This is a genomic window from Pseudomonas sp. Emmai, from assembly GCF_055179735.1.
The window spans coordinates 3,842,963-3,868,506 of record NZ_CM143685.1; the positions used below are offsets into that span (position 1 = coordinate 3,842,963).

At 58.9% G+C, this 25,544-nt stretch carries 34 protein-coding genes; 12 read left to right on the forward strand and 22 right to left on the reverse strand.

From position 1 onward, the window contains the following. Nucleotides 1-35: 35 nt before the first annotated feature. Nucleotides 36-386 (forward strand): hypothetical protein, encoded by a 351-nt coding sequence (locus tag ACY4LX_RS17760; RefSeq protein ID WP_149661703.1) that lies wholly within the window; start codon nt 36-38, stop codon nt 384-386. Nucleotides 387-483: 97 nt separating this feature from the next. Further along, nucleotides 484-858, forward strand: a complete 375-nt coding sequence (locus ACY4LX_RS17765) for a hypothetical protein (RefSeq protein ID WP_463257274.1) — start codon at nt 484-486, stop codon at nt 856-858. A gap of 12 nt (nt 859-870) precedes the next feature. Here the strand turns inward: ACY4LX_RS17765 and ACY4LX_RS17770 are convergent, their stop codons facing one another. The 12 genes from ACY4LX_RS17770 to ACY4LX_RS17825 all read right to left on the reverse strand — a co-directional run bounded on the left by ACY4LX_RS17770 (nt 871) and on the right by ACY4LX_RS17825 (nt 10,431). Beyond that, nucleotides 871-1,206, reverse strand: coding sequence for a hypothetical protein (locus ACY4LX_RS17770; RefSeq protein WP_149661705.1), 336 nt, complete (start codon nt 1,204-1,206; stop codon nt 871-873). Between the two features lie 126 nt (nt 1,207-1,332). Then, complete coding sequence (locus ACY4LX_RS17775; protein WP_149661706.1) at nt 1,333-1,617, reverse strand: hypothetical protein; 285 nt, start codon at nt 1,615-1,617, stop codon at nt 1,333-1,335. Between the two features lie 298 nt (nt 1,618-1,915). After that, nucleotides 1,916-2,146, reverse strand: a complete 231-nt coding sequence (locus ACY4LX_RS17780) for a hypothetical protein (protein WP_133836423.1) — start codon at nt 2,144-2,146, stop codon at nt 1,916-1,918. A gap of 129 nt (nt 2,147-2,275) precedes the next feature. Further along, complete coding sequence (locus ACY4LX_RS17785) at nt 2,276-2,497, reverse strand: hypothetical protein (RefSeq protein WP_149661707.1); 222 nt, start codon at nt 2,495-2,497, stop codon at nt 2,276-2,278. 95 nt (nt 2,498-2,592) lie between these two features. Then, a complete protein-coding gene (locus tag ACY4LX_RS17790) occupies nt 2,593-4,218 on the reverse strand; it encodes an ABC-F family ATP-binding cassette domain-containing protein (protein WP_463257275.1) in 1,626 nt (541 codons plus the stop codon). 161 nt (nt 4,219-4,379) lie between these two features. Beyond that, nucleotides 4,380-5,417, reverse strand: a complete 1,038-nt coding sequence (locus ACY4LX_RS17795; RefSeq protein ID WP_463257276.1) for a DNA topoisomerase IB — start codon at nt 5,415-5,417, stop codon at nt 4,380-4,382. Nucleotides 5,418-5,493: 76 nt separating this feature from the next. Next, nucleotides 5,494-6,573, reverse strand: a complete 1,080-nt coding sequence (gene modC / locus ACY4LX_RS17800; RefSeq protein WP_463257277.1) for a molybdenum ABC transporter ATP-binding protein — start codon at nt 6,571-6,573, stop codon at nt 5,494-5,496. Nucleotides 6,574-6,576: 3 nt separating this feature from the next. Next, entirely contained in the window at nt 6,577-7,257 is a 681-nt protein-coding gene (modB, locus tag ACY4LX_RS17805) for a molybdate ABC transporter permease subunit (RefSeq protein ID WP_463257278.1), read from the reverse strand. Continuing rightward, nucleotides 7,258-8,025, reverse strand: coding sequence for a molybdate ABC transporter substrate-binding protein (modA, locus tag ACY4LX_RS17810; protein WP_463257279.1), 768 nt, complete (start codon nt 8,023-8,025; stop codon nt 7,258-7,260). A gap of 266 nt (nt 8,026-8,291) precedes the next feature. Further along, a complete protein-coding gene (locus ACY4LX_RS17815) occupies nt 8,292-9,356 on the reverse strand; it encodes an NAD(P)H-dependent flavin oxidoreductase (RefSeq protein ID WP_463257280.1) in 1,065 nt (354 codons plus the stop codon). A gap of 109 nt (nt 9,357-9,465) precedes the next feature. Further along, nucleotides 9,466-9,702, reverse strand: coding sequence for a hypothetical protein (locus ACY4LX_RS17820; RefSeq protein WP_463257281.1), 237 nt, complete (start codon nt 9,700-9,702; stop codon nt 9,466-9,468). 42 nt (nt 9,703-9,744) lie between these two features. Continuing rightward, nucleotides 9,745-10,431 (reverse strand): hypothetical protein, encoded by a 687-nt coding sequence (locus ACY4LX_RS17825; RefSeq protein ID WP_463257282.1) that lies wholly within the window; start codon nt 10,429-10,431, stop codon nt 9,745-9,747. Between the two features lie 176 nt (nt 10,432-10,607). Between ACY4LX_RS17825 and acuI the strand changes: the two genes are divergently transcribed. Together acuI and ACY4LX_RS17835 are read left to right on the forward strand one after the other, a co-directional pair. Then, the gene (acuI, locus tag ACY4LX_RS17830) at nt 10,608-11,591 is read left to right on the forward strand and encodes an acrylyl-CoA reductase (NADPH) (RefSeq protein ID WP_463257283.1); all 984 of its coding nucleotides are present in this window, start codon (nt 10,608-10,610) and stop codon (nt 11,589-11,591) included. A 62-nt stretch (nt 11,592-11,653) separates the two neighbouring features. Beyond that, a complete protein-coding gene (locus tag ACY4LX_RS17835) occupies nt 11,654-11,911 on the forward strand; it encodes a GyrI-like domain-containing protein (RefSeq protein WP_463257284.1) in 258 nt (85 codons plus the stop codon). Here ACY4LX_RS17835 and ada read toward each other — a convergent pair. The 6 genes from ada to ACY4LX_RS17865 form a co-directional block, all read right to left on the reverse strand. Further along, on the reverse strand, nt 11,908-12,975 hold the full coding sequence (gene ada, locus ACY4LX_RS17840) for a bifunctional DNA-binding transcriptional regulator/O6-methylguanine-DNA methyltransferase Ada (RefSeq protein ID WP_463257285.1): 1,068 nt from the start codon (nt 12,973-12,975) through the stop codon (nt 11,908-11,910). The two genes, ACY4LX_RS17835 and ada, sit on opposite strands and share 4 nt — an antisense overlap. A 78-nt stretch (nt 12,976-13,053) precedes the next feature. Further along, on the reverse strand, nt 13,054-13,734 hold the full coding sequence (gene alkB / locus ACY4LX_RS17845; RefSeq protein WP_463257286.1) for a DNA oxidative demethylase AlkB: 681 nt from the start codon (nt 13,732-13,734) through the stop codon (nt 13,054-13,056). Further along, a complete protein-coding gene (locus ACY4LX_RS17850) occupies nt 13,724-14,413 on the reverse strand; it encodes a 2OG-Fe(II) oxygenase (protein WP_463257287.1) in 690 nt (229 codons plus the stop codon). The genes alkB and ACY4LX_RS17850 overlap by 11 nt, the downstream gene beginning before the upstream one ends. Next, on the reverse strand, nt 14,410-14,910 hold the full coding sequence (locus ACY4LX_RS17855) for a methylated-DNA--[protein]-cysteine S-methyltransferase (RefSeq protein WP_463257288.1): 501 nt from the start codon (nt 14,908-14,910) through the stop codon (nt 14,410-14,412). The genes ACY4LX_RS17850 and ACY4LX_RS17855 overlap by 4 nt, the downstream gene beginning before the upstream one ends. Before the next feature lie 129 nt (nt 14,911-15,039). Then, nucleotides 15,040-15,216 (reverse strand): hypothetical protein, encoded by a 177-nt coding sequence (locus ACY4LX_RS17860; protein WP_463257289.1) that lies wholly within the window; start codon nt 15,214-15,216, stop codon nt 15,040-15,042. Nucleotides 15,217-15,244: 28 nt separating this feature from the next. Further along, complete coding sequence (locus tag ACY4LX_RS17865; RefSeq protein WP_054050556.1) at nt 15,245-15,550, reverse strand: DUF1883 domain-containing protein; 306 nt, start codon at nt 15,548-15,550, stop codon at nt 15,245-15,247. 211 nt (nt 15,551-15,761) lie between these two features. Between ACY4LX_RS17865 and ACY4LX_RS17870 the strand changes: the two genes are divergently transcribed. Beyond that, nucleotides 15,762-16,118, forward strand: coding sequence for a hypothetical protein (locus tag ACY4LX_RS17870; RefSeq protein WP_149661722.1), 357 nt, complete (start codon nt 15,762-15,764; stop codon nt 16,116-16,118). 71 nt (nt 16,119-16,189) lie between these two features. Then, entirely contained in the window at nt 16,190-16,420 is a 231-nt protein-coding gene (locus ACY4LX_RS17875) for a hypothetical protein (RefSeq protein ID WP_027922990.1), read from the forward strand. Nucleotides 16,421-16,431: 11 nt separating this feature from the next. Here the strand turns inward: ACY4LX_RS17875 and ACY4LX_RS17880 are convergent, their stop codons facing one another. Continuing rightward, the gene (locus ACY4LX_RS17880) at nt 16,432-16,713 is read right to left on the reverse strand and encodes a hypothetical protein (RefSeq protein ID WP_149661723.1); all 282 of its coding nucleotides are present in this window, start codon (nt 16,711-16,713) and stop codon (nt 16,432-16,434) included. 137 nt (nt 16,714-16,850) lie between these two features. Then, a complete protein-coding gene (locus ACY4LX_RS17885) occupies nt 16,851-17,039 on the reverse strand; it encodes a hypothetical protein (RefSeq protein ID WP_054050563.1) in 189 nt (62 codons plus the stop codon). A gap of 259 nt (nt 17,040-17,298) precedes the next feature. Between ACY4LX_RS17885 and galU the strand changes: the two genes are divergently transcribed. After that, the gene (gene galU, locus ACY4LX_RS17890) at nt 17,299-18,138 is read left to right on the forward strand and encodes a UTP--glucose-1-phosphate uridylyltransferase GalU (protein WP_054050566.1); all 840 of its coding nucleotides are present in this window, start codon (nt 17,299-17,301) and stop codon (nt 18,136-18,138) included. Nucleotides 18,139-18,268: 130 nt separating this feature from the next. Further along, nucleotides 18,269-19,627 carry a glutathione-disulfide reductase gene (gene gorA / locus ACY4LX_RS17895; RefSeq protein ID WP_463257290.1) on the forward strand — a complete coding sequence of 453 codons (1,359 nt, stop codon included), beginning with the start codon at nt 18,269-18,271 and terminating at the stop codon, nt 19,625-19,627. On the opposite strand, the gene ACY4LX_RS17900 is transcribed toward gorA, so the two are convergent. Further along, nucleotides 19,624-20,634 (reverse strand): DNA-binding protein, encoded by a 1,011-nt coding sequence (locus tag ACY4LX_RS17900; RefSeq protein WP_463257291.1) that lies wholly within the window; start codon nt 20,632-20,634, stop codon nt 19,624-19,626. The two genes, gorA and ACY4LX_RS17900, sit on opposite strands and share 4 nt — an antisense overlap. A 177-nt stretch (nt 20,635-20,811) precedes the next feature. Between ACY4LX_RS17900 and ACY4LX_RS17905 the strand changes: the two genes are divergently transcribed. The 3 genes from ACY4LX_RS17905 (at nt 20,812) to ahpF (ending at nt 24,163) form a co-directional block, all read left to right on the forward strand. After that, nucleotides 20,812-21,756, forward strand: coding sequence for a site-specific integrase (locus ACY4LX_RS17905; protein ID WP_149661726.1), 945 nt, complete (start codon nt 20,812-20,814; stop codon nt 21,754-21,756). A 145-nt stretch (nt 21,757-21,901) separates the two neighbouring features. Continuing rightward, complete coding sequence (gene ahpC / locus ACY4LX_RS17910; RefSeq protein WP_149661727.1) at nt 21,902-22,465, forward strand: alkyl hydroperoxide reductase subunit C; 564 nt, start codon at nt 21,902-21,904, stop codon at nt 22,463-22,465. A 132-nt stretch (nt 22,466-22,597) separates the two neighbouring features. Beyond that, entirely contained in the window at nt 22,598-24,163 is a 1,566-nt protein-coding gene (gene ahpF / locus ACY4LX_RS17915) for an alkyl hydroperoxide reductase subunit F (RefSeq protein WP_463257292.1), read from the forward strand. Nucleotides 24,164-24,267: 104 nt separating this feature from the next. On the opposite strand, the gene gloA is transcribed toward ahpF, so the two are convergent. Continuing rightward, nucleotides 24,268-24,789, reverse strand: coding sequence for a lactoylglutathione lyase (gloA, locus tag ACY4LX_RS17920; RefSeq protein ID WP_463257293.1), 522 nt, complete (start codon nt 24,787-24,789; stop codon nt 24,268-24,270). 144 nt (nt 24,790-24,933) lie between these two features. Between gloA and ACY4LX_RS17925 the strand changes: the two genes are divergently transcribed. Further along, nucleotides 24,934-25,458 (forward strand): DUF4946 domain-containing protein, encoded by a 525-nt coding sequence (locus ACY4LX_RS17925; RefSeq protein ID WP_463257294.1) that lies wholly within the window; start codon nt 24,934-24,936, stop codon nt 25,456-25,458. Nucleotides 25,459-25,544 lie beyond the last annotated feature (86 nt).

The window sequence follows — 25,544 nt, forward strand, 5'->3', positions numbered from 1 at the left end:
CATTGATGCCAATCAAGTGAGTAACGGAGTTTCAAATGGTTTTGCATAAAATGTTCGCACGTCTAGGCATTGTGATGATTGTCGGTGGGTACGTTGTTTCAGCCGCGGCTGCCGGTGACGCTGCCAAGGACCACAACGTGGCCATTTCGCTGGTCGCTATGACCCAAGCGTGTGCGGAGCAACACCCCGACGCGGGAATATCTCTGGAAAAAAACATGCTGAAGGAGAAGGCTAGCCTGACTCCCGAGATGGAGAAAATCATCAAAGAGGCGGCGACAAACCCCGTGTACGCCAGTGAAGTGAAGGAATCCTACGACTTCTTCACTACCCCCGATGGCCTGGGCCTTTTGAAAAGCATCTGCAAAGAAATGATTGCTACAAATTAATTTTTATTAGGTTATATATCAACGGCCTGCATGAGGTTTCTCATGCAGGCCTTGTTGTTTCTGCTGCATTATTTTTGACAGGCATGGAGCTTGGGTTTTGATTTCATTGATGAAAAAAACAGCCATCGTATTCAGCGTTGGGCTGGCGGGCTTGAGTAGTATTGCGGCGTCGGTGGCCCAGGAGCCGTCCAATCGCGAGGCCGCGGTGATGACCGTAGCGATGAAGAGGACGTGCTCACACTTGAACCCTGCCGGGAAATATTCCCTTCGCAACGTCATGGACGACCCGGAGTCGGGGCTGACGGAAGAGATGAAGGAAGAAATACTCATCGCCGACACATCACCCGACTACCAACAGGAAATTCAGCTAGCCAGGGATAAGACCGAGAGCGACATAACTGGCCGGGCCGCAATTGCCCTGATCTGCAGAAATTTCGAACCGCCCAGGGGCTTTAGTTTTTGGCCCTGGTAAGGCGACGCTGCGCTAATCGCCTAGCCTCATCACGGTCTTGCATCGGATGCATTGAGCTTCGCACTCTGTGTAAACCTGATAGGCCAGAAGGCGGCGGCTGTTGAGTGATTCGTCGCCAGGCCGGTAAAGGAATTCCATGCACTTTCTGCACTTGGGGCAGCGCACAAAGCAGGACAGCAGAAAGAACAAACAAACGGCGATGATTTGCAGGACAGCGAAGATTTCAAAATGACGCTTGGCTGAGTGATCGAACCAAAACCAGGCCATGTAGATAAGGCTGCCCCAGAAACTGGCGGAGCATAGCAGCGCCGCCACGAAGGCTATCCAGCGATTTTTTAGTGTTTTCAAGTAAGAGTCCATTCTGAAAGTGCCGCGCCAGTATGCGGGGACGGGCGGTACTTTTCAGCTTTGGCGTGCTCTTGGAGTTTGCCTCAGGAATAAGTTGGGCCGATCAGATCGGCCCGAGGGGAATATCTAAACGAAGGCCTGACCGCGAAATCCGCGAGGCAGTCTTTGTCGCCCAGGCATGGCCGATAGCCGCTGAACCCATTCTGCCCGCCAATCACTAGCGGTATGAGTCACCTTGGCCTTGCGCGCCGCGCGACGTGTCGCGTTGCGTTCCTCTTTGCGCGCGTCCTTGAACGCATCGGTGTTGCGGCAGCTTCTGCATTTCACCTGGTTCAGTATTTTGCTCGAAACCAGATTGGTACCGGTATGACCGCAGGCTAGATGCCCGCCAACTTTGAAGTGAGTGACCATGTGGAACGTCTCCTTCGTGACGTGTGTTCGTTGGACCTCTCGTCAGCGACGGCGTTCGTCTTTGGAACCAACAGGCAAAAAAAAGCCCGCATGCGGGCGGGCCAAGGGATTCTTCAAAGGAGTGGTTCCACAGTAGGGCGTTGGTTGTGAACAGGATGTGAAAGGATTTGGGCAAAAAAAAGCCCAGCGCATGGCCGGGTTGCGGGTATGGCAGGAGGCTATCAGGCAGGCAGGATCTCGGTGACACGGTTGTCGCCGTTCATGCTTCCTGATTCAGGCCTGTCCTTGAGTCGGATATCTATCTGAACCGTGGCAGTGGTGGTTCGACGGGGTGGAGCGACGACAGCGTGCTGCGAATCAGCGGTGCGTCTTTCTCGATGTCGTTCAGCCGGTCACGGATTTTCAGGGCCGTAGGGTGACCGCCTTGGTGATCGACCCAGTCGGCGATTTCCTTGCAGGCGGCCGCGAGGCGAGCCTGACGGGAGTCGAGCAGGGTGAGCAGGGTGGTGATGGACTCTTTTTCGGACATGACAAACACCTCCTTGAAGGAATCTGACAAGTGGCAGCAAAAAGCCCGCTGGTGCGAGCTTTCTGCCGATGGGGTCGCTGGTCCTTCAGCTTTTTTCAGTATAGACCCGGTTAGAAATCATGAACCTTTTCAGCTTTGCCGGGCTGTCACTTGTGAGCGGGCATTGAGTTGATGGCACTCACGTCGGGCGTCTTCTTCAAGATCGAAGCCGTCACCGATGAAGCCGCGGGTGCGGGTATCGGCGATGCGGTACCAGACGGCAGCGTCAGGTGGTGCGTGGTCGACTTCTCCGGCTCGGCGGCCATGAATGATGATCTTGTTGCAACGTTTCACAACGAAAATGTCTTCCATGGCACCACCGTAGCTGATTCGTGTTCAGATCAACTATAGAAGCCCTTTGCGATCGTGCAAAAAATAGACAGGTCAGTTCGTCGGTTGCTGCTTGATCAATCGCCGAAAGGTTGTAGCTGCCAGCCCGCCGGGCGCCATTTCAATGTGTGGGTCGGGGCCAGCGCCCTGAGAAACGCCTGGTCGTGGGATACCGCGATGATCGCTCCCGGGAAATCTCGCAGCGCGTATTCGAATGCCTCGATGGACTCAAGGTCCAGGTGATTGGTGGGCTCGTCGAGCAGCAACAACTGCGCCGGTATTTTGCGCCAGAGCGCAATGGCGATGGCCGCTTTGAGGCGTTCGCCCCCGCTGAGCAAGCCACTCGGCCGAGTAACCCGGCTGACGTCCAGTTGCAGGTGAGCCAAATGACTGCGCAGCGTACCTTCGGTCAACGGCGTGTCGAGCAAGCCCAATTGCTCGACGACGGAGCGCTGGTCGTCGAGTAAGGCCAGCTGCTGATCGAGAAAGGCGCTGGGTACATGGGTGATGCACTGGCCCGTATGCGGTGGAAACTCGCCGGCGAGCATACGCAGCAAGGTGGATTTTCCACAGCCATTCGGCCCACTGACGGCGATGCGCACCGGGCCTGCCATGGATAACGTCAGTCGGGATGCAGACCAGGGCGGTTGCGCGTCTACCAGCGTCAACACCTGTCGAGTTGCCGGCACGGCGGTGCCTGGCAGGCTCACCACCACACAATCCTCGGGCAACACCTTGGCGCTGGCTTCCCGCAGTTGAGCGTCGAGTCCGCTTTTGCGAGTTTGATGCGCCTGGCGTACCGGCCCCATGGCGTCTCTGGCAGCGCCTTTCATCTTGGCTTTTTCGAAGCCGGAGACATTGGCGCTGTCAGCCTTTTTCAGTGTGCCGGCGACATGGCGCTGGATCGTATCGTGCTCCCGTTGCAAGCGGTGGCGTTCGCGATTGCGCTCGGTCCGGGCCTGATTGAGGACCCTGTGCGCGGCGGCCCGATCGATGTCCCGTTGTGCCTGGAACGCCTGGTAATGACCGCCAAAGACCTTCGCTTCGAGCGGTGTCAGTTCGACGATTCGTTGCATACGGTTCAGTAGTTGCCGGTCATGACTGATCACGATCAACCCGCCGCGCCACTGGTCAAGCTTGTGCAGCAGCCAGCGACGCCCGTCGGCGTCCAGGTGGTTGGTGGGCTCATCCAGCATCAAAAGCTGAGCCTGGCCGAGTAGGGCGCCGATCAGGGCGATACGCGCTTGTTGGCCGCCGCTTAAGTGTTGCGTCAGATCCTCGGGACCGATGTCTGCCAGCCCTGCCTCATCCAGCAGCAGGCGCAAGCGTTCGGACAGGTCCCAACGGTCGGCCAAGGTGTCGAAATCTTCGCTTGAGCCATGGCCGAGATTCAGCCGGGCAAGGGCCTGCAAGGCCGGTGCGCAACCGGTGGCGTGGGCGACGGTTTGCCCTTCAATGATTGGAAACGTTTGCGGGACATACGCAACATGTCCCTGGCAGATCAGGCTGCCAGCGGTGGGGTTGAGTTGCCCGGCAATCAAGCGCCCCAGCACGCTCTTGCCGACGCCATTACGACCGACGATAGCGGTGGGGATGCGGTCGAAACTAAGGTTCAGGGACTCGAAAATCGTCTCGCCATTGGCGAAGTGAAAACACAGTTGGTTTAGAGAAACGAGTGCAGGCAGACGCGTGACGTGAGTCATCGGCACCTCCGAAAAATGTCGAAAAACCAACAAGCGCCGTGGGCGGCTTGTCGCGCAAACATTTTGGAAGGCTTAGTTGTTCACGTTAGCGGTCGTCCAGGGGAAATGAGATTGGTCAGGCTAGACGTGGATTCGGATTCGATCAAGGCCTGCGTAGGCGCTCAGGGTTTTTCAGTGGCGGCGACCATTTGTTCGAGAAAAATCGCCAACCCGACTTCTTCGGCCCTGAGGCCTTTGCGCACCCTCGGCCGCGGCAATTGAGCCAATGCCCCCAGCATGAATCCATCCAGCACCGCCGGGTGGATGTAGCACTTGCGGCATACCGCCGGGGTGTTGCCCAACTGTTTGGCGACGTTCTTCACCATATCCACCACATGCCGCTTGGCGTCGGATTCCGGTTCCCATTGCAGCTCGCGCAACACCGCCAACGCCAACGCGCTGCCGGCCCAGGTGCGGTAATCCTTGGCGGTGAAGTCGGCGCCGGTAAGGGTTTGCAGGTAAGCGTTGACGTCGGAGGAGCTGACGGTGTGGCGCTCGCCGTTTTCATCGAGGTACTGAAACAGGTTTTGCCCCGGAATTTCCAGGCAGCGCTTGATGATCCGTGCCAGGCGCCGGTCTTTCACGGTGATCTGGTGCTCGACGCCGCTTTTGCCACGAAACTGGAACAGGATCGCACTGCCATTGACCTCGACATGCCGACTGCGCAGGGTGGTCAGGCCGTAGGAGCGGTTGTCCCGGGCATATTGGGTATTGCCGACGCGGATCAGCGTCGCATCGAGCAAGGTGATGACCGTGGCCATGACCTTGTCGCGGCTGAATCCGGGCGCCGCCAGCAGGGCTTCCAGTTGTTTGCGCAGTTTTGGCAGGGCCAGGCCGAAATCCCTGAGACGTGAATACTTGTCGGCGTCGCGCACTTCGCGCCAGCGCGTGTGATAACGGTATTGCTTGCGGCCCCGGGCATCGCGGCCGGTGGCTTGCAGATGGCCGCGCGGGTCGGCGCTGATCCACACGTCGACGTAGGCCGGTGGCACCGCCAGGGCGTTGATGCGCTTGATTTCGTCGGGATCGGTGATGCGCTGGCCCGCTGGATCGAAGTAACAGAACTTGCCGCGCAGTTTCCTGCGGGTGATACCGGGCTGGGTGTCATCGACGTAATGCAGGTCGGGCGGCAACACATCGGTCAGCGCGGTATCGGGCATGGCGGTAGTCCTTGGCAATGAAATCGAGGGCTTGTACAGCCATTGACCGCGCGACTTCGCCGTGGTGCCAAGAGATTCAGGCCAGTACGGCCACCGCTTTGATCTGCGCCCACAGCGACTGGCCGGGATGAATGCCCAGTTGATCCCGGGAGTAGCGGGTGATCCGCGCCAGCAGCGGCGTGCCGCCGGCGTCCAGCCGGACCAGAACGTGGGCGGCATTGTCGGCACCCAATTCATGGATGACCGTGACCGGAAGGCGATTGAGGATGCTGCTTTGCTCGATGCTGTGCAGGCTCAAGCTGACATCCCGCGCCTGCACCTTGCAGCGTAAGGCCTGACCTTCGGTCATCGGCGAATGGGTCACGCGGATGCTCAGGCCGGTGTTTGGCAGTTGCAAGGTGAGCAGTTGATAGTCGGCGTCGTAGGCGCTGACATGTCCTTCAATCACCACGCCGGCATCGTCACCCAGCGCCAAAGGAAGGTCGAGACGGGCCAGGGTTTCGCCGATCGGGCCGCTCGCCAGGGCTTTGCCGTCGCTGAGCAGGACAATATGGTCGGCCAGTCGCGCCACTTCATCCTGGGAGTGACTGACGTACAACACCGGAACATCCAGTTCATCGTGCAGCCGTTGCAGGTACGGCAGGATTTCGTTTTTGCGTTGGCTGTCGAGTGCCGCCAGCGGTTCGTCCATCAGCAACAGTTTCGGGCTGGTGAGCAGGGCGCGAGCGATGCCGATGCGCTGGCGCTCACCGCCGGACAAGTGCTGCGGATGCCGGTCCAGCAGATGGCCGATGCCCAGCAGCTCGGTGGCATGGGCCATGTCGACCCGGCGCTGTTGTTTCGGGATGCGCTTGAGGCCGAACTCAAGGTTGGCCAGCACCGACAGGTGTGGAAACAGGCTCGCCTCTTGAAAGACGTAACCGATGGCGCGTTTGTGCGGCGGGACGAAGATTTTCTTGCTGCTGTCCTGCCAGACTTCATCGTTGACCTGGATGAAACCTTCTTCGGCTTGCTCCAGCCCGGCAATGCAGCGCAGGCAGGTGGTCTTGCCCGAGCCGGAATGGCCAAACAGTGCGGTGACGCCGCGACCGGGCAATTGCAGGTCGACATCCAGGGCGAACCCCGAGTAATGCAGTTTCAGACGGGTTTGAATCATCAATCAGCTCCAGCCCGCTTTGGTTTTACGGCTGGAGTACAGCGCCAGCAACACCAGGAAAGAAAACACCAGCATCGCCCCGGCCAGCCAATGGGCCTGGGCGTATTCCATGGCTTCGACGTGATCGTAGATCTGCACCGAGACCACCCGGGTCTTGTCCGGAATATTGCCGCCGATCATCAGCACCACGCCAAATTCGCCGACCGTGTGGGCGAAACCGAGTATCGCGGCGGTGATGAAACCGGGGCGGGCCAGGGGCAGAATCACGCTGAAAAACGTGTCCCAGGGATTGGCGCGCAACGTGGCGGCTACTTCCAATGGGCGAGTGCCGATGGCGGAAAAGGCGTTTTGCAGCGGCTGTACCACGAACGGCATCGAATAGAGCACCGAACCGATCACCAACCCTGCAAAACTGAATGTGAGGGTGCCCAGCCCCAGTGATTGAGTGAACTGGCCGATGAAGCCGTGAGGCCCGAGCGCCAGTAGCAAATAGAAGCCAATCACCGTGGGTGGCAGCACCAGGGGCAGGGCGACGATCGCCCCGACCGGGCCGCGCAACCAGGAACGGGTGCGCGACAGCCATAACGCAATCGGAGTGCTGATAATCAACAGGATGACAGTCGTCAGGGACGCCAGTTTCAGGGTCAGCCAGATGGCGGAAAAATCGGCACTCGTCAGCGTCATTTAGAGTTGATAACCGTAGGACTTGATGACAGCAGCGGCTTTCGGCCCTTTGAGGTATTCAACCAGTGCCTTGGCGGCCGGGTTGTCTTTGCCTTTGTTGAGGATCACCGCGTCTTGTTTGATCGGGTCGTGCAGGCTGGCAGGAACGATCCAGGCCGAACCGCTGGTGACTTTGCCGTCTTTGTAGATCTGCGACAAGGCCACGAAGCCCAATTCCGCGTTGCCGGTGGAGACAAACTGGTAGGCCTGGGTGATGTTCTGGCCTTCAACGATCTTGTCCTTGACCTTGTCGGTCAGGCCTTCTTTGGCCAATACCTGCGTGGCCGCCAGGCCATACGGCGCGGCTTTCGGGTTGGCAATGGACAGGTGCTGGTATTCGTTCTTTTTCAGCACTTCGCCTTTGGCGTCGACATAACCTTCCTTGGCCGACCACAGCGCGAGGGTGCCGATGGCGTAGGTGAAGCGCGAGCCTTTGACGGTATCACCTTCGGTTTCAAGTTTTTGCGGGGTAGTGTCGTCGGCCGAGAGGAACACTTCGAACGGCGCGCCATTCTTGATCTGGGTGTAGAACTGACCGGTCGCGCCATAAGCCGCTACTAGTTTATGCCCGGTGTCTTTTTCGAAATCGGCGGCGATCGCCTGGATCGGTGCGGTGAAGTTGGCGGCGACCGCCACCTGGACTTCATCGGCCTGGGCCGAGCCGAAAGCGAAGGCAGCGAGCACACTCGCCAGGCAAGTAGGGGCAAAACGTGAGGCACGAATGGTCATGGAACGGCTCCGTGGTAGGCAAGTGCAGTGGGCAGTTTTTATGGGGAGAACTGCGCCGATGCGAGGTGGAAACGCTATATATCGGAATATATAGCGAAATGCCTGTAAACGGAACTTGTTGGGCTTTCCTCTGTGGTGAGGGAGCTATTTGTGGCGAGGGAGCTTGCTCCCGCTGGGTCGCGAAGCGGCCCCGCTTTACAGGGGACTGCTGCGCAGTCCAGCGGGAGCAAGCTCCCTCGCCACAGGGGTTTTGTAGTGTTCTGGGATTAGCGGTGAGTCAGCTTCGCCAACGCTTCTTCAGCCAATCGTCGGGTCAATTCAGCGGCTGGCATCTCGATGCCCAGCCTGAACGCCTGTCCGGCCCAAAGATTGGCGAAATCCGCCGGGTTTTTGGCCCGCAACGGCATCAGTGCACCACCGGCCAGTGGAAAGGCCGGGGCTTTGTCGCTCATGGGGCCGATTTCACGCATCACCCGATTCAGAATCCCCCGCGCCGGGCGCCCGGTGAACAGGTTGGTGAGCGCGGTTTCGCTGTCCTTGGCCGTGCGCAACGCCTTGTGGTGGGCCGCGCTGATCTTGGCTTCCGCTGTAAACAAATACGCCGTGCCCACCTGTACCGCCGAGGCGCCCAAGTGAAACGCGGCGGCAATCCCTCGTGCGTCAGCGATCCCGCCCGCGGCAATCACCGGTAGTTTCACCGCATCGACAATCTGCGGCACCAGCGCGAAAGTCCCCACCTGACTGTTCAAGTCATCGCTGAGAAACATCCCGCGATGACCACCGGCCTCGTAGCCCATGGCGATGATTGCGTCGCAGCCATGTTGTTCCAGCCAGACCGCTTCTTCTACGGTGGTGGCCGAAGACAGGATTTTTGCCCCGGTGGCTTTCACCCGGTCCAGCAGCGATTTCTCCGGCAGCCCGAAGTGAAAACTCACGACCTCGGGGCGAAATGCTTCGACCAGTGCGCAGGTTGCGTCATCGAACGGCGCACGATTGGACACGGGCGTTGGCGCATCAAAATCGGCACCCAGTTCACGGTAGTAAGGCTCCAGCAAATCCTTCCAGTCCCGCGCCTTTTGCTCATCCGGCAGCGGTGGCTGGTGGCAGAAGAAATTGACGTTGAACGGACGTTGGCTGTGTTGGCGGATGGTTTTCAGTTCTTCGCGCAGTTGATCGAGGCTCAGCAACGCCGCAGGCAACGAGCCCAGGCCGCCGGCGTTACTCGCCGCAATCACCATGGCCGAATCGTGAGCGCCGGCCATAGGCGCCTGGATGATCGGCAACTCGATGCCGAGCAGGTCAAGAATGCGGGTGTCTGGCCATTGGCTCATTTGAATGCTTCTCCGACGTCGACGGTAATGCCCGTTTTGTAGCAGCAATGACCGGTGGCGGACCAGTTTGTTTTTCTGAATGGCCAGCGTCGGTTTTACTGAAAGGTGTTTATGCCTGCGGCAGCCAGGGTGCCGCCAGTGCCAAGGCACCATGACCACCTCGGCGCACGCAGGCCAGAACCTGCAGCCAGGTCAGTTCAGTCAGGCGAACCTGGGAGGCAGGCACCACGCGAACTTCCCCCGACGTGCCGCTCGCCGGGCCGGCGTCCAGGATAAACACCGAAAACCAGGCATCCTGCTGTTCAAGCACCAGACAAAACAACCAGCCATCGTCCTCGTTGATCAACCCGACCTTGGCAGCCCCTTCAACGATGATTCAGCAGTCAACTCAACGGCGATGCAGTCCGCCGCCACCTCCGCCAAACGAACGATTCATGACCCGGGACGAATCGTGAAAATTGTCGAAGCGTTCATTGCCGAACGAGCGCGCCGCCGATTCACGATTGAGGTTCTGTAGTTGGGCGGTGTTCGCCGGATTGACCCGTGTCCCGCCGCCCTTGACCATCGACTGCCAGCCATCGTCGGTCTTCTTGTAGACGTTGCCGTCATACCCGGCGTAAACGTTGTCACCCACACGAGCGGCGCCGCTGTTGCGTCCGCGTACGCCGCCGTACTGAGTGGTGTTACCGGTGTTGGGGTTGTAGACGGCGCCACGATTGGCGGTGACCTGAGTGCCGTTGCGCACGTTGCCTGCCGTCACTTTCCCACCTGCAATCGCGCCGCCATTGGGGCCGACAATCTCGCCGCTGCGCCCGGCGGCGTAGTTGCCGGTGTAGACGTTATGCACCGCGCCACGCTGGCCGGCCGTGGCGATGCCGGTGCGCGAGTTGTAGGAATTACCCACCTGACCGGCCCAGCGATTGCCGGTCCAGGCGTTATAGCCGGCACCGTAACGACTGACCGATGCGCGATCACCCCATTGCCGGTAGATGTTGCCGGTACTGCCAGCCCAACCGCCGGGCCCCCAGGCCACCGCGCCGCCGTGATAACCATAGGCCGCGCCGCCCCACGGCATCGGCGCCGGGTAAAGGTGAGGACCCCAGGCATAACCCCAGCCGTAATTGCCCCATAGCCTCCGGTCGTGGAAACGCTCGCTGGAAATCGGGATTGGATGAAAGTCGGGTAGGGCAATGTGTTGCTTTGTGTTATTTCAATGACACCCCCCCTCAGCGAACCCAATGGGAGACAGCAATGTTCAAAGGTATTTTGATCGACAAAGACGACAGCGGTTACCGGGCCACACTGCAAGAGATCAATGACGATCAACTGCCCGAGGGCGACGTGACGGTGCGCGTGGCGTACAGCACGCTGAATTTCAAGGATGGCCTGGCGATCACCGGCAGCAGCCCGGTGGTGCGAAAATTCCCCATGGTGCCGGGGATCGATCTGGCAGGCACTGTCGAAGTCAGCGGGCATCCGGACTACAAGGTCGGTGACCTTGTCGTACTGAATGGCTGGGGCGTGGGTGAAGGGCATTGGGGCGGATTGGCGCAGAAAACGCGGCTCAATGGCGACTGGCTGATTCCACTGCCCAAGGCGTTCACGACAGCTCAAGCCATGGCCATCGGCACCGCCGGTTACACGGCGATGCTGTGCATCCTGGCGCTGGAGCACAACGGTGTCACCCCGGAACAAGGCGAAGTACTGGTCACTGGCGCTAATGGCGGGGTCGGCAGTTTTGCCATCGCACTGTTAAGCAGGCTCGGCTATCGCGTGGTGGCATCCACCGGCCGCACCTCGGAACACGACTACCTTAAACAGTTGGGCGCCAGTGAAATCATCGACCGCGCGACCCTGTCCGAGCCGGGCAAACCATTGGCCAAGGAACGTTGGGCCGCGGTGATCGACTCGGTCGGCAGCCACACCCTGGCCAACGCCTGTGCCAGCACCAAGGCCAACGGTACGGTCGCTGCCTGTGGTTTGGCCCAAGGCATGGACTTCCCGGCCTCCGTCGCACCGTTCATTTTGCGCGGTGTGACCCTCGCCGGGATTAACAGCGTGACCCAGCCCAAAGCCAAGCGTGTGCTGGCCTGGAATCGCCTGGCCGAGGATCTGGACTTCGCCCTGTTGCCGCTGATCAGCCACGAAATCGGCTTGAGCGAAGCGATCGAGGCGGCTCCGCGTTTGCTTGCCGGGCAACTGCGGGGAAGGGTTGTCGTCGACGTCAATCGCTGACAAGGTAGGCGCCATTGCGGCTCGTCAGGGCCGCAGATCTCAATCAAGGGAATGGCGCCGCAATGGAAGTCAAACAAGTCTACGTAGCCGCCGGGATGGGGGCACAAGAGTCTGCGCCAGGTTACGAAAGCATCTCTATCGAAGACGGCCGCTATCTGGTCTTTGAGGGCAGCGGACCCATGCCGGATGCCGTGATCAGTGCCTGGCAATTCATCTGGAATTATTTCGAGTCCAACCCGCAAATCGAGCGCCGGTTTGCGACTGACTTTGAAGCCTATACCGGCCCCGAGTCAGTCGCGGTGCATATCGGCATCGTCTAAGGCTGGGTTTCGCGCTCCAGCAACTGCCGCTTGCGCTCCACGCCCCAGCGATAACCCGACAGGTTGCCGTCGCTGCGCACCACCCGGTGACAGGGAATCGCGACGGCGAGGCTGTTTGCGCCGCAGGCCTGGGCCACGGCGCGCACCGCTTTCGGCGAACCGATGCGCAGGGCGATATCGGCGTAGCTGGCCGTGCAGCCTGCCGGAATCTCCCGCAGGGCTTGCCAGACGCGCTCTTGAAACGCCGTGCCGCGCACGTCCAGGGGCAAGTCCAGGCCGATGGCCGGCGCTTCGATAAAGCCGACGACCTGGGCGATCAACTGCTCGAAGCCATGATCGGCGCCAATCAGGTTGGCGCGCCGGAATTTATCCTGCAGATCACACACCAGTTGGTGCGGATCGTCCCCCAACAGAATTGCGCAAATACCCCGTTCACTCTGCGCCACCAGAATCGCGCCCAATGCGCACTGGCCAACGGCAAAGCGAATGTCGTTGTTCTGGCCTTCGGCGCGGTAATCGCCGGGTTTCATGCCCAACAACTGATCAGCCGCTTCATAAAACCGACTGTTGGAATTGAAGCCCGCGTCATACAGCGCGTCGGTCACCGAGCCGCCATCGCTCAAACGCTCGCGAACCCGACGTGAGCGGTGGGCGCTGGCGTAACCCTTGGGCGTCAGGCCGGTCACGGCTTTGAACACGCGGTGGAAATGGAAACTGCTCAAACCGGCGGCGTCGGCCAGTTCGTTCAACGCCGGCAGAGTCTCGGCGGATTCAATTTGACGGCAGGCGGCCGCTACGGTCGCGGCATGTTGGGCGGCGACGTCGCTTTGATCCTTCGCCGCCCGTTTGCTGGGGCGGTAACCGGCGGCCTGAGCCTGTTCCGCGGTGTCGAAGAATTCGACGTTCTGCGGTTTCGGCAGGCGCGCCAGGCTGCTGGGGCGGCAATAGATGCCAGTGGTTTTCACTGCATAGACGAACTGCCCGTCAGCCTTGGGGTCGCGGGCGACGACGGCGGCCCAGCGAGGGTCGTTCTCGGTGGCGGTCTTGGTCGAAGAGAGGGTCATGGCTTCAGGTCCGTTGACGGGTTTCATGCAGATTAAGCAACTGGCCGGGCTGTGGCACTCCGGGTCTTGCGGTCAAACTCAGCCCGCCTTACGAAACGTAAAATTGATCCGCTGATCGCCCAGTCGTGGATGCTGCCCCTCCTTGATCGGCAATACGCCGTGATAACGCAAGCGATCAACACCGCCCCAGACCACGATGTCACCATGAAACAACGGCACTCGCTGGCTCTTGTCGCTGCGTTCGAAACCACCAAACAGAAACATTGCCGGCAACCCCAAGGACACCGAAACGATAGGTGCCGCGTAGGAACCTTCGTCTTTATCCTGATGCAAAGACATCTTGGCCCCTGGGACATAGCGGTTGATCAGGCAGGAATCCGGCACGAAGTCGGCAAATCCTGCTTCCCGCGCCGCCGTTTGCGCCAGCTCGAAAAACACCTCGGGCATCGCCGGCCAGGGTTGCCCGGTTTGCGGATCGTTGCGGGTGTAGCGGTAACCGCTGCGGTCAGTGGTCCAGCCCAGCGTGCCGCAACTGCTCAGCGCCACCGACATCTTGAAACCGCCGGGCGTGACCATTTGCCGAAACGGTGCGGTCAGGAGAACAGCCTCTAATGCCGGCAACAACCGGTCGAGCAGGGGCAGGGCAAAGCCCCGGAGGACGTAGGACTGTTCGCCGAGCTGCTCGCGCCGGGGCGGTTGCTCGGGTTCGACGTCGGCGAACAGATCGAGGGTGGTCGGGGTCATGGTTTCATAACGCATCGTGAAAGATGATTCCAAGGGTATGCCGTTTTCCGCTGTGCAGGCGACTGACGCCGTGGCGCAGGGTCACGCGGTAATAGCCGCGAACGCCTTTGACCGGGCGCTGGTTGACGGCAAAAATCAGCCCGTCGCCTTTCTTCAGTCCGATCACCTGGGGCCGCGACTGCATTCGCGGACGCTGTTCGGTGAGCACGAACTCGCCGCCAGTGAAGTCTTCGTTCGGTTCTGATAGCAAAATCGCCACTTGCAGTGGGAAAACGTGTTCGCCGTACAAATCCTGATGCAGGCAGTTGTAATCCTGCGGGCCGTATTGCAGCAACAACGGTGTCGGTCGCTCCTGACCGGCGGCATGGCAACGTTCAAGGAAGGCGTCGTGAGTGTCGGGGAAACGGATCGGCAGGTCCATGTGCTCATACCAGCGATTGGCGATGGGCACCAATCGCGGATAGAGCCTGGTTCGCAACCGGCCCACCACCTCTGGCAACGGGTACTTGAAGTACTTGTACTCGCCGCGCCCGAAACCATGACGGGCCATCATGACTTGAGAGCGGAAGGGCTCGGGCTGGGCGTACAACGCGCTGACTTGATCGCACGTCTCGTGGCTCAACAACGACCGGATAATGGCGCAACCGTCCTGATCGAGCTGTTGTTCCAGCAACGCCCAGTCCAACGAGCTCATGGTTGCGCCTCGCGATCGAGCAACTGCCGTTTGCGTTCCAGCCCCCAGCGATAACCACCCAGACCGCCATCCTGACGCAGCACCCGATGGCACGGCACGATCACCGCCACCGGGTTGGCGCCACACGCATTGGCCACCGCACGAAATGCCTGAGGCTGTTCGAGACGTCGCGCGATATCGCGATAGCTGGCGGTTTGACCGACCGGGATTTGCCGCAGGGCTTCCCAGACCTGCCGTTGAAAGGTACTGCCGGCCAGATCAAGCGGCAGATCAAAGGCCATGCGCGGATTATCGAGGTGACGCAGGGTTTGCTCCAGCCAAGGGGCCAAGCCCTCATCGCGCCGCAACGTGCCGCAAAAGCGCCGCGCCAGATCCTGTTCCAGGCTGGCCAGGTCATCACCCAGCAGCAACGCACACAGGCCCTTGTCGCTGAACGCCAGCAACAACTCGCCCAGCGCACACGTGCCATTGATATAGCGAATCGAGGAAGTAGACATGTTCTGACTCCTGAACCTAAGGTTGAGGTGGCCAGACTAGGGCGCGTTGATCGAGCGAACACTCCGGCGCTTGCGGTCAAACTTTTACAGACGGGGGAGCTGACGTCCCTGTTGTCGCTCCCGATCGCGTTACAGCGCTTTGCTGACGGCGATGTCGCTGATCACGTCGTCGCCCTGGCCATGAATGGCGTCCAGGGCGGCCTTGGCTTCGGCTTCGGTGCCGTTTTCAAGCAGGGCGAACTCGAAACGACGTTCGCCGTTGAGTTTGTATTTGATGACGTACTTGGTCGTTTGGGCCACGGTCATGATTGCCTCTTTACGTGTAGGGCGTTGCTCAGCTCAGTTTTGTGCTGGAGCGGCGGACGATCTTGATCGAATGGGTCAGGGTCGGCTTGCGCGTGACGCTGATAGCCTTGCGGCTGTTGACCATGTCGATGGTGATGTTCCAGAAACCGGTGCTCGGTGCGGTGATGCGCGCCGGGAAGGTGTCGAATGCGCCGCCGTGGTAAGTGTGACGGCCGCCATTCTTGAAGCTGCGGAAGTTGGCGTCGTTCATCAAGCGGATGTTGCACATTTGGGAGCACTGGATGACGACAATGTCGTCCTCATTGAGGTGCTCGCGCTGGTGGATAAATTTCATGAGGCGCCTCCAGAAGGGCTTTTTCTACAAAATCAAAACGATAGCAGGGCAATTGGCAGAGTTTATCAGCCCGAACGGGTTATTATCTGGCTGTCAGCGTCGTGTTTGACAATTAAAAACAGTTATTCGGAATTCTATGAGCGATAAATGCAACGAGCCTCGGAGAAAAACAGTATTTACGCTGTCGGAGGGTCTTTATCGGAGGTTTTGTATGAAATGGGGTGTCCTGGTCCTGCCGCTAGCGCTGGCGGTGAGTGGTTGTGCCAATGTCGCAGAAATCAACGAGACACTGCCGACCATGAACGTGATCTCAGGTAAAAAACCTCATGAGTACGCGCAATGCCTGGTCGAGAAACTGGCCTCCAGCCGCGGTGCCTTGCAGCTTGAACCGCATAAGGAAGGCGTGCGGGTGATTGTTCCAGGGAAACTGTCCTCGGGGCCGGCTGCCGTATTTGATATCGAAGATCGCTCCGGCGGCAGCAGTATCAAATTGCATGAGCGCATGTCCAACGTGCCGGTACGTCCAAAGGATGTGCAGCGTGCCGCCACGGTGTGCATTTCCGGCTGATAGACTGTCGACCGTCCGCCTGATGCCGCCAGAGCGATGCTTTGGCGGCATCGTCATTTCTGGAGCCGCGCATGAAGCGAGAGCAAGTTCGGGAACGCCATGCAGAGGGCCATATCTCTGCCACCCACGTGATTCAGAACCCGGCGAATCCGGGGGAGTGGATCGTATTTTTCAAGAAAAGCGCCGGGCGCAGTTATTTCCTGGTGGATGACAACGATGAAGTCGAATCCTTCAGTCGCCTGGACGATTTGATCGAGACCGTGCGCGGTCTCGGGATCAAGTTTGCCGAAATCCACATGTAGGGCAGGGCGCCTTACTTGCAGACCACCACCACGCTGCGGTTCTTGAAGTTGCCTACGTCGACGCCCAGGGTCTTGTCGCTTTCCTTGGTCGACGGTGTGCCGTCGGTGCCAACGATCCGGTAGCCGGTGCCGGCACACGAGTCATCAGCCTTTTCGTAGCAGGTAGCCCAGGAGTTGGCTTCCCCGGAGCAGTCGATGGTCAGGCCTTGCTCGCCGTTATTCAGATAGATTTTTTCAGAGGTGGCGCAGCCAGTGAGCGCCAGTACCGCAATCAGTGCCAGAAGTTTGTTCATGTCGTTGTCGTCGTCAGATGATGGGGCTAAGCCTGTGACAGCAGCGGTGTCAAAAGGTTATAGCGATTGGCCACTTTGTTGCGGGCAAACATAAAAAAGCCCTGCGCGATGGCAGGGCTGCTCGAATCAGCTGCGTGTCAGGACTTGTCCTTGCCGCGCCGTTTCGGGCCTGCGGGTTGATCTTGCAACACCGATGCCACCTCGATCGCCAACGCTTCGGTCGGGAAAGGTCCGGCGATATTCTCGCCCGCGACGCTGTCTACCCACCATTGGCCGTCTTTCGCCTGATTGATCAGGTACCCGTTGACGCTTTTTGCTACCGACATCTATCTGCCTCGTTGGCTTGGTTCAATCGCGCCATGATACCGCCAAATGCACTCAACGGGTGCTGATGGGCGTATGGTGGTGCGATTGCCGGTCGGCGCAAAGCCGGTGGTCTGTGCTATCAATAAAAGCTTATGGGAACTATCCGCCAGAATATTTCTCTATGATGGCATCGGTTAGCCAGTGCGGGGCATTGTAAGGTGCACGCCGCCTGATTAGACTGCGCCGAAACTCGTACACACAGCCCTTTCAAGGACTTATATGATCAAGAAATGCTTGTTCCCAGCAGCCGGTTACGGTACTCGCTTCCTGCCAGCGACTAAAGCCATGCCCAAAGAAATGCTGCCGGTGGTAAACAAGCCACTGATCCAGTACGGCGTCGAAGAAGCACTGGACGCTGGGTTGACCGAAATCTCCATCGTGACCGGTCGCGGCAAACGCGCTCTGGAAGATCACTTCGACATCAGCTACGAGCTGGAAAACCAGATCAAGGGCACCGACAAGGAAAAATACCTGGTCGGCATCCGTAAACTGCTCGACGAGTGCTCGTTCTCCTACACTCGCCAGACCGAAATGAAAGGCCTGGGCCATGCAATCCTGACTGGCCGTCCGCTGATCGGCGACGAACCTTTCGCCGTGGTGCTGGCGGATGACTTGTGCGTCAACCTCGACGGCGACGGCGTGTTGACCCAGATGGTCAAGCTGTACAAACAGTACCGCTGCTCGATCATCGCGATCCAGGAAGTCGATCCGCTGGAAACCAACAAGTACGGCGTTATCGCCGGTGACTTGATCGGTGACGACCTGTACCGCGTGCGCAACATGGTTGAGAAACCAGCGCCGGAAGATGCACCGTCGAACCTGGCTATCATCGGCCGTTACATCCTGACGCCGGATATCTTCGACCTGATCAAGCAAACCGAGCCAGGCAAGGGCGGCGAGATCCAGATCACCGACGCCTTGATGAAGCAGGCGCAAAACGGTTGCGTGATTGCCTACAAGTTCAAAGGCAAGCGTTTCGACTGCGGTGGCGCTGAAGGCTACATCGAAGCGACCAACTTCTGCTTCGAGAACTTCTACAAGACTGGCAAGGCTTACTGATAGCGCCTGACCCACTTGTACTGAGAAAACCACCTTCGGGTGGTTTTTTCGTTTTCCGGCCCCATATTGTTCGCAGCGCTTGCCCAATGGGCGTCTGCGGGTATGCTGATGGCCTGCCGAGGAGATAGAAATGGCCTACGATTTTGACCTTTATGTGATTGGCGCCGGTTCCGGCGGTGTGCGGGCTGCGCGATTTGCGGCCGGTTTTGGCGCGAAAGTGGCCGTGGCCGAAAGCCGCTATCTGGGCGGTACGTGCGTGAACGTCGGTTGCGTGCCGAAAAAACTGCTGGTCTACGGGGCCCACTTCGCCGAAGACTTCGAACAGTCTTCCGGTTTCGGCTGGACTCTGGGTGAGGCGAAGTTCGATTGGGCGACGCTGATCGCCAACAAGGACCGCGAGATCAATCGCCTGAACGGCATTTATCGCAACCTGCTGGTCAACAGCGGCGTGACCCTGCATGAAGGCCACGCCAAGATCGTCGACCCGCACACGGTCGAGATCAATGGCCAACGCCACAGCGCCAAAAATATTCTGATTGCTACCGGCGGTTGGCCGCAGATCCCAGAAATTCCGGGGCACGAACACGCCATCAGCTCCAACCAGGCCTTCTTCCTCAAGGAGTTGCCGAAACGCGTTCTGGTGGTCGGTGGTGGTTACATCGCGGTGGAATTCGCCGGGATCTTCCATGGCCTGGGCGCCGAGACCACGTTGCTGTATCGCGGCGATCTGTTCCTGCGCGGCTTCGATGGCGCGGTGCGCAAACACTTGCAGGAAGAGCTGACCAAGCGCGGCATGGATCTCCAATTCAACGCGGACATCGAGCGTATCGAGAAACTGGCCGATGGCAGTCTGAAAGCCACCCTCAAGGATGGCCGCGAACTGCAAGCCGATTGTATTTTCTATGCTACTGGGCGACGTCCGATGCTGGACAACCTGGGTCTGGAAAACACCGGCGTCAAACTCGACAAGAAAGGTTTCGTTGAAGTTGATGAGCAGTACCAGACCGCCGAACCATCGATCCTCGCCTTGGGTGATGTGATCGGCCGCGTCCAGCTGACGCCGGTGGCGCTGGCCGAGGGCATGGCCGTTGCCCGGCGTTTGTTCAAGCCTGAGCAATATCGTCCGGTGGATTACAAGATGATCCCGACTGCCGTGTTCAGCTTGCCGAACATCGGCACCGTCGGCCTGAGCGAAGAAGAGGCCCGGGAAGCCGGGCACGAAGTGGTGATCTACGAAAGCCGTTTCCGGCCGATGAAGCTGACCCTGACTGAATGCCAGGAACGCACGCTGATGAAGCTGGTGGTGGATGCCAAGACCGACAAGGTCCTGGGTTGCCACATGGTCGGTCCGGATGCCGGGGAAATCGTCCAAGGCCTGGCGATTGCCTTGAAGGCCGGCGCGACCAAGCGCGATTTCGACGACACCATCGGCGTGCACCCGACGGCCGCTGAAGAGTTCGTCACCATGCGCACACCTGTCGCGGGTTAATCGTCCTGCGCGGCGTCTGGCGCGGTTGCAACGACGGCCGCCAGGCGCACGCTTTCATCCAGGCTGGCCTGGGTCTTCGCCAATTCGATTTCCAATGACTGATTGACCTGCGACTGCTCGTCGACGTTCTGCTTGAGCGCCTGGCTTTCCAGTAACGCAATGCGCAGGCGTTCCTGGAGGAGGGTGCGTTCGCTGTCGACGCGATTGGCTTGCTCCAGCAACTGATCCTGGCGAGTGTTGGCCTGCTTGAGCTGCTCCTGTAACAGGCTCAATTCCCGCAGCGTCCCACGGTTTTCAGTCAGCAGACGTTCATTGTCGCGGTGCAATTGGGTGATTTCATCCTGGCGGACTAGGGCGCTTTGCTGGGCTTGGCGCAATTCCATCTGAATCTGTTGTACCTGGCCTTCGTGGCGGCGCTGATCCTGATCGCGCTGTTCCTTGACCGAGTTGCGGTAGTGCTCAAGGGCATCCCGGGCGTGCAGGTGCTTTTCTTCAAGGGAGCGGATCTGCTCATCCTTGTCCTTCAAGCGCAATTCGAAATCTGACAGTGCCTGGTTCAGCCCGGCGTTGCGGGTTAGCTCGGTCTGCAGCATCGAGCGGGTTTCCAGCAGTGTGTCGGACTCCTGTGTCAGTGCCAGGCTTTGAATCTCGTATTGTTGATGCAGTTCGGTGTTGGCCTCACGGGCTTCTTCGAGCTGAGATTCCAGCTCCTTGCGCTGGCGATCGAACTGCTCACGCGCCTGATCGATGGGCTCTTGCGCCTGCTCCTTGAGGCGTTGTGCCAGGCGCGCCACCAAGCCTGCCAGCTCATCATCAATCGGTTCGGCCGTTTCTTCGACGCGTGCCGGGCCGCCATCTAGCTCCTTCAAATAGCGATGAATCGTGGTTTTCGAGCCGGTATTGCCCATCTCGATCCGTACCGCATCGATGCTGGGGTTTTCGCCACGGGCGAGGATCGCCAACCGTGCCGCTTGTACGACCGCTTTATTTACGCCGCCACGAGCCATGAGTTCTCCTACGATTTCGTACTGTGGTACATATTATTAATTACACAGTGTACCACTGCCAAATAAAAGTTAAATACTTTACGTTTTTAACACGGGATATACTGGTATTACCCCGTGTGATACGTCATAAACGCGGTTTACACCCGCTAAAGCGGTACGTTTTCGAGAACTGAGCCCATGACCGATCTGGATCGCTACCTGCAAGCCGCCACTCGCGACAACACCCGTCGCAGCTACCGGGCGGCCATCGAGCACTTCGAAGTCAGTTGGGGAGGGTTTTTGCCGGCGACCAGCGATAGCGTTGCGCGCTATCTGGTCGCGCATGCGGGCGTGCTCTCGATCAACACCTTGAAGCTGCGCCTGTCGGCGTTGGCGCAATGGCACAACAGTCAGGGTTTTGCCGATCCGACCAAAGCGCCGGTGGTGCGCCAGGTGTTCAAGGGGATTCGCGCGTTGCACCCGGCGCAGGAGAAGCAGGCTGAGCCGTTGCAACTTCAGCATTTGGAGCAAGTGGTGGCCTGGCTTGAGCAGGAAGCGCAAACCGCCCGGGCTGCGGGTGATCAGCCGGGATTATTGAGGGCGCGACGTGACACAGCGCTGATCCTGCTGGGATTCTGGCGCGGCTTTCGTAGCGATGAGTTGTGCCGCTTGCAGATCGAGCACGTGAAGGCCATCGCTCAATCGGGGATAACGCTCTATTTGCCCCGTAGCAAAAGTGACCGCGAAAACCTCGGCAAGACCTATCAGACGCCCGCATTGCAGCGCTTATGCCCGGTGCAGGCCTACATCGCCTGGATTACCGAAGCGGCATTGGTTCGCGGGCCGGTGTTCCGCGGCATCGACCGTTGGGGGCATCTGAGCGAGGAGGGCTTGCACGCCAACAGCGTCATTCCGCTGCTGCGCCAGGCGCTGGAGCGTGCCGGTATCCCGGCCGAGCAGTACACCAGTCACTCCTTGCGTCGCGGTTTTGCAACATGGGCCCATCAGAGTGGTTGGGACTTGAAGTCGTTGATGAGTTACGTGGGCTGGAAGGATATGAAATCCGCCATGCGCTATGTTGAAGCGAGCCCGTTTCTCGGGATGACGCCCCTCGAGGAAAAGGCCATTGGCGCTGCTCAGTAAGTTTTCTTCTATTAATACGTAGCTCTAATAGCGAAAACCAATGAGCAGCATGAGCTTTGCCAATGAGCCATCCGTCCATCGAGTGGGTAGGATTCACCCCATCAACTTCTTAACCAAACTTTTCAACCCTGACGGAGAGTCACCGATGCCTATCATCAACAGCCAAGTAAAACCGTTCAAAGCTACCGCTTACAAAAATGGCGACTTCGTACAAGTGTCTGACGCTGACCTGAAAGGCAAATGGTCGGTCGTGTTCTTCTACCCAGCCGACTTCACCTTCGTTTGCCCAACCGAACTGGAAGACCTGGCTGACAACTACAGCGCGTTCCAGAAACTGGGCGTCGAGATCTACAGCGTTTCCACCGATACCCACTTTGCACACGCTGCCTGGCACAACACTTCGCCAGCCATCGGCAAAATCGAATACACCATGATCGGCGACCCGACCCACGCCATCTCCCGCAACTTCGACGTGCTGATCGAAGAAGTTGGCCTGGCTGACCGTGGCACCTTCGTGATCAACCCTGAAGGCCAGATCAAAATTGTTGAACTGAACGACGGCGGTGTTGGCCGTGACGCTTCCGAGCTGCTGCGCAAAATCAAGGCTGCTCAGTACGTCGCTGCTCACCCGGGCGAAGTGTGCCCAGCCAAGTGGAAAGAAGGCGAAGCCACCCTGGCTCCGTCCCTGGACCTGGTCGGCAAGATCTAAGTCTGTGACACCAGCAATATCAGGGCGGGTTTCCGCACCTCAGTAAGCTGCAACCGCCCAATAAAAACGCCCGGGCGAGATTCGCTCGGGCGTTTTTTTTTCGCCTCAAATAAAGTAAAGGAAATCGCCCGTATGTTGGACGCCAATCTTAAAGCCCAGTTGAAATCGTACCTGGAACGGGTCACCCAACCGATCGAGATCGTTGCCTCCCTCGACGACGGTGCGAAATCCCAGGAAATGCTTGAACTGCTGAAAGACGTTACCAGTCTTTCCAACCAAATTACCTTGCTCGACAACGGTGATGATGCACGCAAGCCATCGTTCTCGATCAACCGCCCGGGTGCCGACATCAGCCTGCGTTTCGCCGGCATTCCCATGGGCCACGAATTCACTTCGTTGGTGCTGGCCTTGCTGCAAGTCGGCGGCCACCCTTCGAAAGCCAGCGTTGAAGTGATCGAGCAGATCCGCTCGCTCAAAGGCCAGTTCAGCTTCGAGACGTACTTCTCGCTGTCCTGCCAGAACTGCCCGGACGTGGTTCAGGCGCTGAACCTGATGGCGGTCCTGAACCCTAACATTCGCCACGTCGCCATTGACGGCGCGTTGTTCCAGGCTGAAGTCGATGACCGCAAGATCATGGCCGTGCCGAGCATCTACCTGAACGGCGAACTCTTCGGCCAAGGCCGCATGGGCCTGGAAGAAATCCTCGCCAAGATCGACACCAGCGGTGCCGAACGCCAGGCCGAGAAGATCAGCGCCAAAGAAGCCTTTGATGTGTTGATCGTCGGCGGTGGCCCGGCCGGTGCTTCGGCGGCGATCTACGCGGCTCGTAAAGGCATCCGCACCGGTGTGGCCGCTGAGCGTTTTGGTGGGCAGGTGCTGGACACCATGGCTATCGAAAACTTCATCTCCGTGCAGGAAACCGAAGGGCCGAAACTGGCCAGCGCCTTGGAAGAACACGTCAAGCAGTACGACGTTGACATCATGAACCTGCAACGCGCAACCGCGCTGATCCCGGCGAAGAATGTCGGCGAGTTGCACGAAGTTCGCTTTGAAAGCGGTGCCAGCCTGAAAACCAAGGCACTGATCCTTGCTACCGGCGCCCGCTGGCGCGAAATGGGTGTGCCGGGCGAGCAGGAATATAAAGCCAAGGGCGTGTGCTTCTGCCCGCACTGCGACGGCCCGCTGTTCAAGGGCAAGCGCGTGGCGGTGATCGGCGGCGGTAACTCCGGCGTTGAAGCGGCCATCGACCTGGCCGGTATCGTCAGCCACGTTACGTTGCTGGAATTCGACAGCAAGTTGCGCGCCGATGCCGTATTGCAGCGCAAGTTGTACAGCCTGTCGAATGTCACTGTCATCACCAGCGCGTTGACCAGCGAAGTGAAAGGCGATGGGCAGAAGGTGACCGGTCTGGTCTACAAGGATCGTGATTCGGGTGAGTTCAACACGGTCGAGCTGGAAGGGATCTTCGTGCAAATCGGTCTGTTGCCTAACACCGATTGGCTCAAAGGCACCGTCGAGCTGACGCCTCGTGGCGAGATCATTGTCGATGCGCGCGGTGAAACTTCATTGCCGGGTGTGTTCGCCGCTGGCGACGTCACCACCGTGCCGTACAAGCAGATCGTGATTGCGGTGGGCGAGGGTGCCAAGGCATCCCTGAGCGCATTCGACCACCTGATCCGGACCTCGGCCCCGGCTTAAACGCCAACGCTGAAAACACAAAACCCCATGAGCGATCATGGGGTTTTTGTGCTTGATGCTGATCGTTACCGCGCAGCGTGGGAACGATCGGCGGTGGTGTATTTTTACATCGGTGCCGGCTGAATGATCTCGACCCAGTAAGCATCCGGGTCCTTGATAAACGCCAGGCTCTTCATGCGGCCATCGTTCAAACGCTTCTGGAAATCACAGCCCAGCGCTTCGAATCGCTCGCACGCGGCGCGGATGTCCGGCACGGAAATACAGATATGACCGAAGCCCCGCGGGTCGGTGTTGCCGTTGTGGTAGGCAAACGCCGGATCGTTTTCGGTGCCGTGGTTGTGGGTCAGTTCCAGAATGCCGGGGATCGACTTCATCCACTCGGTACGCGCCGCGGCATCGGCCGGGATCTGGTTTTTGTCGACCAGCGCCAGGAAGTACAGACTGAATTCGGCTTCCGGGAAATCGCGCTTTTCAACCAGCGAGAAACCGAGGATGCGCGTGTAGAAATCCAGGGACTTGGTGATGTCCTTGACTCGCAGCATGGTGTGGTTGAAGACGAACTTCTGGGTGCTGCTGTCAGGCTGGGCAGTGACGCCGGGAAAGTTGTTCAATTCGTGCAGGCTCATGGGCCCTCCGGAAAATATGTGGGGCTGGCGATGGTCGCAATGATACGCAAGCGACCCGGCATCGCCAAACCAAAACGCCCGGCTATTGCCTGGCGGCCGGGTGAGGCTCAGACTTTGTGGTTCAATCTATGAGTGCCTCTCGTAATGATCCGACCGTTTGCATCGCTATTCGTTTTCATGGGTTTGTTGGCGCTGGCCACGGCGGCGCAGGCCGATACCCCGAGCATTACCTGGCCCAGTGGCTGGGAGGTGGAAGTCATTGCTGCAAATGAGGCCGCGCCGCAGGTGTCCCGCCAGCGCGCAGTGAAAAACGACGCCGATGGCAACCAGGTGCTGGTGATGGAGCTGACGATGACGCCAGTGGAAAGCGACCATCAGGTGAACTTGCAGGGTGTGTTGCTGGAAATGCGCAAGTCGGTGCAAAAAGACTTTTTTCAGGGGGGATATCAAAGTGTCTGCAACCGGATTCACCCGACGACATTAAGCCGGCTGTCAGCCCTTGAAACCACTTGTACGGTCACTCAGAACGGTCGACACGTGCTGTCTCAAACATTGGTCGCGGCTGTGGAGGCGGACAGGGCCTATGTTCTTTCCTACGCGGGACAGGCCGAGGTTTATAAGGCAAGTCAGGACGAAATAGCGGCTGCCCGCAACAGCTTGAAACTTTAGATGAAGAATTGAGCGGCGATGGGTTTCGGCAAGCTCGGGTTTTACTTACCCAAAGGGATTAAACACAAAGTTGCCCGCCAAGTACC

Bases quoted from the DNA above. Each gene is read 5' to 3' on its own strand.
- ACY4LX_RS17825 (WP_463257282.1), bottom strand. From the start codon at position 10,431: ATGCCGTGGGGCGGCGCGGCCTATGGTTATCACGGCGGCGCGGTGGCC.
- galU (WP_054050566.1), top strand. From the start codon at position 17,299: ATGATCAAGAAATGCTTGTTCCCAGCAGCCGGTTACGGTACTCGCTTC.
- ACY4LX_RS17870 (WP_149661722.1), top strand. From the start codon at position 15,762: ATGAAATGGGGTGTCCTGGTCCTGCCGCTAGCGCTGGCGGTGAGTGGT.
- gorA (WP_463257290.1), top strand. From the start codon at position 18,269: ATGGCCTACGATTTTGACCTTTATGTGATTGGCGCCGGTTCCGGCGGT.
- modC (WP_463257277.1), bottom strand. From the start codon at position 6,573: ATGATTCAAACCCGTCTGAAACTGCATTACTCGGGGTTCGCCCTGGAT.
- ada (WP_463257285.1), bottom strand. From the start codon at position 12,975: ATGACCCTCTCTTCGACCAAGACCGCCACCGAGAACGACCCTCGCTGG.
- ACY4LX_RS17900 (WP_463257291.1), bottom strand. From the start codon at position 20,634: ATGGCTCGTGGCGGCGTAAATAAAGCGGTCGTACAAGCGGCACGGTTG.
- ACY4LX_RS17790 (WP_463257275.1), bottom strand. From the start codon at position 4,218: ATGACTCACGTCACGCGTCTGCCTGCACTCGTTTCTCTAAACCAACTG.
- ACY4LX_RS17855 (WP_463257288.1), bottom strand. From the start codon at position 14,910: ATGTCTACTTCCTCGATTCGCTATATCAATGGCACGTGTGCGCTGGGC.
- acuI (WP_463257283.1), top strand. From the start codon at position 10,608: ATGTTCAAAGGTATTTTGATCGACAAAGACGACAGCGGTTACCGGGCC.
- ACY4LX_RS17875 (WP_027922990.1), top strand. From the start codon at position 16,190: ATGAAGCGAGAGCAAGTTCGGGAACGCCATGCAGAGGGCCATATCTCT.
- ACY4LX_RS17885 (WP_054050563.1), bottom strand. From the start codon at position 17,039: ATGTCGGTAGCAAAAAGCGTCAACGGGTACCTGATCAATCAGGCGAAA.
- ACY4LX_RS17905 (WP_149661726.1), top strand. From the start codon at position 20,812: ATGACCGATCTGGATCGCTACCTGCAAGCCGCCACTCGCGACAACACC.
- modB (WP_463257278.1), bottom strand. From the start codon at position 7,257: ATGACGCTGACGAGTGCCGATTTTTCCGCCATCTGGCTGACCCTGAAA.
- ACY4LX_RS17835 (WP_463257284.1), top strand. From the start codon at position 11,654: ATGGAAGTCAAACAAGTCTACGTAGCCGCCGGGATGGGGGCACAAGAG.
- ACY4LX_RS17760 (WP_149661703.1), top strand. From the start codon at position 36: ATGGTTTTGCATAAAATGTTCGCACGTCTAGGCATTGTGATGATTGTC.
- gloA (WP_463257293.1), bottom strand. From the start codon at position 24,789: ATGAGCCTGCACGAATTGAACAACTTTCCCGGCGTCACTGCCCAGCCT.
- modA (WP_463257279.1), bottom strand. From the start codon at position 8,025: ATGACCATTCGTGCCTCACGTTTTGCCCCTACTTGCCTGGCGAGTGTG.
- ACY4LX_RS17880 (WP_149661723.1), bottom strand. From the start codon at position 16,713: ATGAACAAACTTCTGGCACTGATTGCGGTACTGGCGCTCACTGGCTGC.
- ACY4LX_RS17860 (WP_463257289.1), bottom strand. From the start codon at position 15,216: ATGACCGTGGCCCAAACGACCAAGTACGTCATCAAATACAAACTCAAC.
- alkB (WP_463257286.1), bottom strand. From the start codon at position 13,734: ATGCGTTATGAAACCATGACCCCGACCACCCTCGATCTGTTCGCCGAC.
- ACY4LX_RS17795 (WP_463257276.1), bottom strand. From the start codon at position 5,417: ATGCCCGATACCGCGCTGACCGATGTGTTGCCGCCCGACCTGCATTAC.
- ACY4LX_RS17785 (WP_149661707.1), bottom strand. From the start codon at position 2,497: ATGGAAGACATTTTCGTTGTGAAACGTTGCAACAAGATCATCATTCAT.
- ACY4LX_RS17780 (WP_133836423.1), bottom strand. From the start codon at position 2,146: ATGTCCGAAAAAGAGTCCATCACCACCCTGCTCACCCTGCTCGACTCC.
- ACY4LX_RS17850 (WP_463257287.1), bottom strand. From the start codon at position 14,413: ATGAGCTCGTTGGACTGGGCGTTGCTGGAACAACAGCTCGATCAGGAC.
- ACY4LX_RS17925 (WP_463257294.1), top strand. From the start codon at position 24,934: ATGATCCGACCGTTTGCATCGCTATTCGTTTTCATGGGTTTGTTGGCG.
- ahpC (WP_149661727.1), top strand. From the start codon at position 21,902: ATGCCTATCATCAACAGCCAAGTAAAACCGTTCAAAGCTACCGCTTAC.
- ACY4LX_RS17815 (WP_463257280.1), bottom strand. From the start codon at position 9,356: ATGAGCCAATGGCCAGACACCCGCATTCTTGACCTGCTCGGCATCGAG.
- ahpF (WP_463257292.1), top strand. From the start codon at position 22,598: ATGTTGGACGCCAATCTTAAAGCCCAGTTGAAATCGTACCTGGAACGG.
- ACY4LX_RS17865 (WP_054050556.1), bottom strand. From the start codon at position 15,550: ATGAAATTTATCCACCAGCGCGAGCACCTCAATGAGGACGACATTGTC.
- ACY4LX_RS17775 (WP_149661706.1), bottom strand. From the start codon at position 1,617: ATGGTCACTCACTTCAAAGTTGGCGGGCATCTAGCCTGCGGTCATACC.